Source organism: Dietzia sp. HMSC21D01 (assembly GCF_001815995.1).
GTDB classification, from domain to species: Bacteria; Actinomycetota; Actinomycetes; order Mycobacteriales; family Mycobacteriaceae; genus Dietzia; species Dietzia cinnamea.
Genome location: NZ_KV824073.1, coordinates 1 through 3,329, shown reverse-complemented (window position 1 = coordinate 3,329; position 3,329 = coordinate 1). Strand labels below are relative to the sequence as shown.

At 70.5% G+C, this 3,329-nt stretch carries 2 protein-coding genes; both read left to right on the top strand.

The genetic code is table 11. The annotated features are described in order from the left end of the window. Positions 1-459: 459 nt before the first annotated feature. Positions 460-1,932 (top strand): FAD-binding oxidoreductase, encoded by a 1,473-nt coding sequence (locus HMPREF3086_RS14870; RefSeq protein ID WP_070722690.1) that lies wholly within the window; start codon positions 460-462, stop codon positions 1,930-1,932. A 65-nt stretch (positions 1,933-1,997) separates the two neighbouring features. Then, on the top strand, positions 1,998-3,272 hold the full coding sequence (locus HMPREF3086_RS14865) for a class I SAM-dependent methyltransferase (RefSeq protein ID WP_070722687.1): 1,275 nt from the start codon (positions 1,998-2,000) through the stop codon (positions 3,270-3,272). Positions 3,273-3,329: the final 57 nt, after the last annotated feature.

The window sequence follows — 3,329 nt, the reverse complement described above, 5'->3', positions numbered from 1 at the left end:
TGCCCTCCTCGCCGCAGGCGCCGAGCGCCAACGCCAGGGCGGCGAGGCCCGACGCGGCGGCGACGGTGCGGGGACGGGAGGGGCCGGAACGGGCGGCGCGGGAGCGGGTGGGGCGAGCGGATCGGGATGCGGTGAACACTCGGGTCCTCCTCCGGAGACGGTGTGCGCACGCGGTGGTGTGCGCAGAATCGGTGTGCGCGAACGGCCCTCGAGGCCGACGTGTCCGAGAGGCTACGGGCCCGCGCGGGGGCGGGTGGCCCGGATCGCCCGATCGCCCGTGAGTGGTGTCACAATCGAGACGTGAACGAGATGGGTTTCGGGGAGTCGCGGGCGGCTGCCGCGAGCGGCTCGGATGCGTCTTAGGCCCGCCCGGGTGGAAGCCTGCGGCCTCGCCGGCGCCGTCCGCCCCCGCCACCCGATAGTCGGCGGGGGCCACCGAGCGCTACTAAGGTGTGACTCATGGGAACCGCCGTGAGTCTCGCCGAACCACTCGTCGTCGGTACCGAAAGCCACGCGCGCGGCGTGCAGCGACTCGTCGACAGCTTCCGGGCCGTGCCCGCCCACGAGCCCGTCCGGCTGGCCAAGTCCACGTCCAACCTCTTCCGACCGCGCGCCTCGTCGTCGTCGCCCGGTCTCGACACCACCGGCCTCACGCGCGTCGTCTCCGTGGATCCCGACGCCCGCACCGCCGACGTCCAGGGGATGTGCACCTACGAGGACCTCGTCGACGCGACCCTGCCGTACGGCCTCATGCCGTACGTCGTGCCGCAGCTCAAGACCATCACCCTCGGCGGTGCCGTGACCGGCCTGGGCATCGAGTCCACCTCGTTCCGCCTGGGCCTGCCGCACGAGTCCGTGCTCGAGATGGACGTCCTCACCGGCACCGGCGAGATCGTCACCGCCCGCCCCGACGGCACCGAGCGCGAACGCGCGCTCTTCCGTGGCTTCCCCAACTCCTACGGCTCCCTCGGGTACGCGGTGCGGCTGCGCATCGCCCTCGAACCGGTCAGCCGGTTCGTGGAACTGCGGCACGTGCGGTTCGACTCCCTCACCGCGCTTGAGTCGGCGTTGGCGCGGGTCAGTGAGTCGGGGACGTACGACGACGAGGACGTCGACTTCCTCGACGGCATCGTCTTCTCGGCCGGCGAGTCGTACCTGTGTCTGGGGCGGCGGACCGATGAGCCCGGGCCCGTCTCGGACTACTCTGGGGTGACCGACAAGCAGGCGATCTACTACCGCTCCGTCCAACACGGCGGGCCCGCCGGCTCCGTGAAACGCGACCGCCTGACCATCCGGGACTACCTGTGGCGCTGGGACACCGACTGGTTCTGGTGCTCCCGCGCGTTCGGGGTGCAGAACCCGAGGGTCCGCCGGTTCTGGCCGCAGCAGCTGCTGCGCTCCTCGGCGTACTGGAAGATCATCGGCCTCGACCACAAGTACGACCTCGGCAACAAGATCGGCGCCCTCAAGGGCGAGGGGCCGCGCGAGCGCGTGGTGCAGGACGTCGAGGTGACCCTCGACCACACCGCCGAGTTCCTCGACTGGTTCCTGCGCGAGGTGCCCATCGAACCCCTGTGGATCTGCCCGCTGCGGCTTCGGGAGTCCACCCCGGCGCCGGGCCTGGACGGCGAGCCGGCGTCCGACCGTCCGTGGCCGCTGTACCCTCTGGCCGCCGACACCACCTACGTCAACATCGGTTTCTGGTCGTCGGCGCCGATCGAGCCCGGGATGGCCGAGGGCGCGTGGAACCGGCGCATCGAGGAGGAGGTGTCCCGGCTCGGCGGTCACAAGTCGCTGTACTCGGAGGTCTTCTACTCCCGTGAGGAGTTCGCCCAACTCTACGGCGGCGACCACGCGGGCCGGCTCAAGACGCAATTCGATCCCGAGGGCCGGTTCGCGACCCTCTACGAGAAGGCGGTGGGTGCACGGTGACCACGACGAGCGCGGGGACCGCGGAGCCCGCGGGCGCGGCGGGCGCAGCGGGTGCAGCGGGCAGGATGACGATCGGCGAGATCATCGCAGCCTTCGCCACCGGTGAGCCGCCGCTGCGGATCGAGGCGTACGACGGGTCCGCGATCGGCCCGGCGGACAGCCGACTGGTGCTACGCCTGAAGAGTGAGAAGGCGCTGCAGTACTTCGTCACCGCCCCCGGCGACCTCGGCCTGGCCCGCGCCTACCTCATGGGCGAGCTGGAGATCGACGGCGTGCACCCCGGGGCGCCCCACGACGTGTTCGGCGCGCTCGAGGTGTTCCGCAAGCACATGACCCGTACACCCGACGCCAGGACACTGGCGCGGATCGCCCGGTCCGTGGGCACGGAGAACGTCCGGTTCCTGCCTACTCCGCCGATGGAGGTCAAGCCCGCGTGGAAGCGCGTCCTGTCCGGGATGCGGCGGCACTCCAAGGAGCGGGACTCCGAGGTGGTCAGTTACCACTACGACGTGTCGAACCGCTTCTACGAGTGGATCCTCGGACCGTCCATGACGTACACGTGCGCCTGCTACCCGGACGCCGACGCGTCGCTCGAGGCGGCGCAGGAGAACAAGTACCGGCTGGTGTTCGACAAGCTCGGGCTCAAGGCGGGGGACCGGCTGCTCGACGTGGGCTGCGGCTGGGGCGGCATGGTCCGCTACGCCGCACGCCGCGGCGTGAAGGTGATCGGCGTGACCCTGTCCAAGGAGCAGGTCGAGTGGGGCCGCGCCGCCATCGAGGCCGAGGGGCTGGGCGACCTGGCCGAGGTCCGGCTACAGGACTACCGCGACGTGCCCGAGCGAGACTTCGACGCCGTGAGCTCGATCGGCATCACCGAGCACATCGGCCGGAAGAACTACCCCGACTACTTCGCCAAGTTGCACGGATATCTCAAGCCGGGTGGGCGGCTGCTCAACCACTGCATCACCCGGCCGGACAACGTCGGCAAGGTCAAGGCCGGGCAGTTCATCGACCGCTACATCTTCCCCGACGGCGAGCTCGCCGGCGCCGGCACCGTGCACCTCGAGGCGGAGAACGCCGGGTTCGAGGTGGTACACGAGGAGAACCTGCGCCAGCACTACGCGTTCACCCTCCGCGACTGGTGCACCAATCTCGTCGAGCACTGGGACGAGGCGGTCGAGGAGGTCGGCGAGCCCATGGCCAAGCTGTGGGGCCTGTACATGGGGGCCTGCCAGTACGGGTTCGAGCACAACAAGATCCAGCTGCACCAGATCCTCGCCGTGCGCCTGGACGAGCGCCAGACCTGGGACGTGCCGCTGCGGCAATGGTGGCAGGCCTGAGCGACTGACCCCCGGCGAGAGGGTGAGCCGGCGGGCCGCCTATGCGGCCCGCCGACC

Excerpts from the sequence above, each read along its gene's own strand:
- HMPREF3086_RS14865 (WP_070722687.1), top strand. The coding sequence starts at position 1,998 with ATGACGATCGGCGAGATCATCGCAGCCTTCGCCACCGGTGAGCCGCCG.
- HMPREF3086_RS14870 (WP_070722690.1), top strand. The coding sequence starts at position 460 with ATGGGAACCGCCGTGAGTCTCGCCGAACCACTCGTCGTCGGTACCGAA.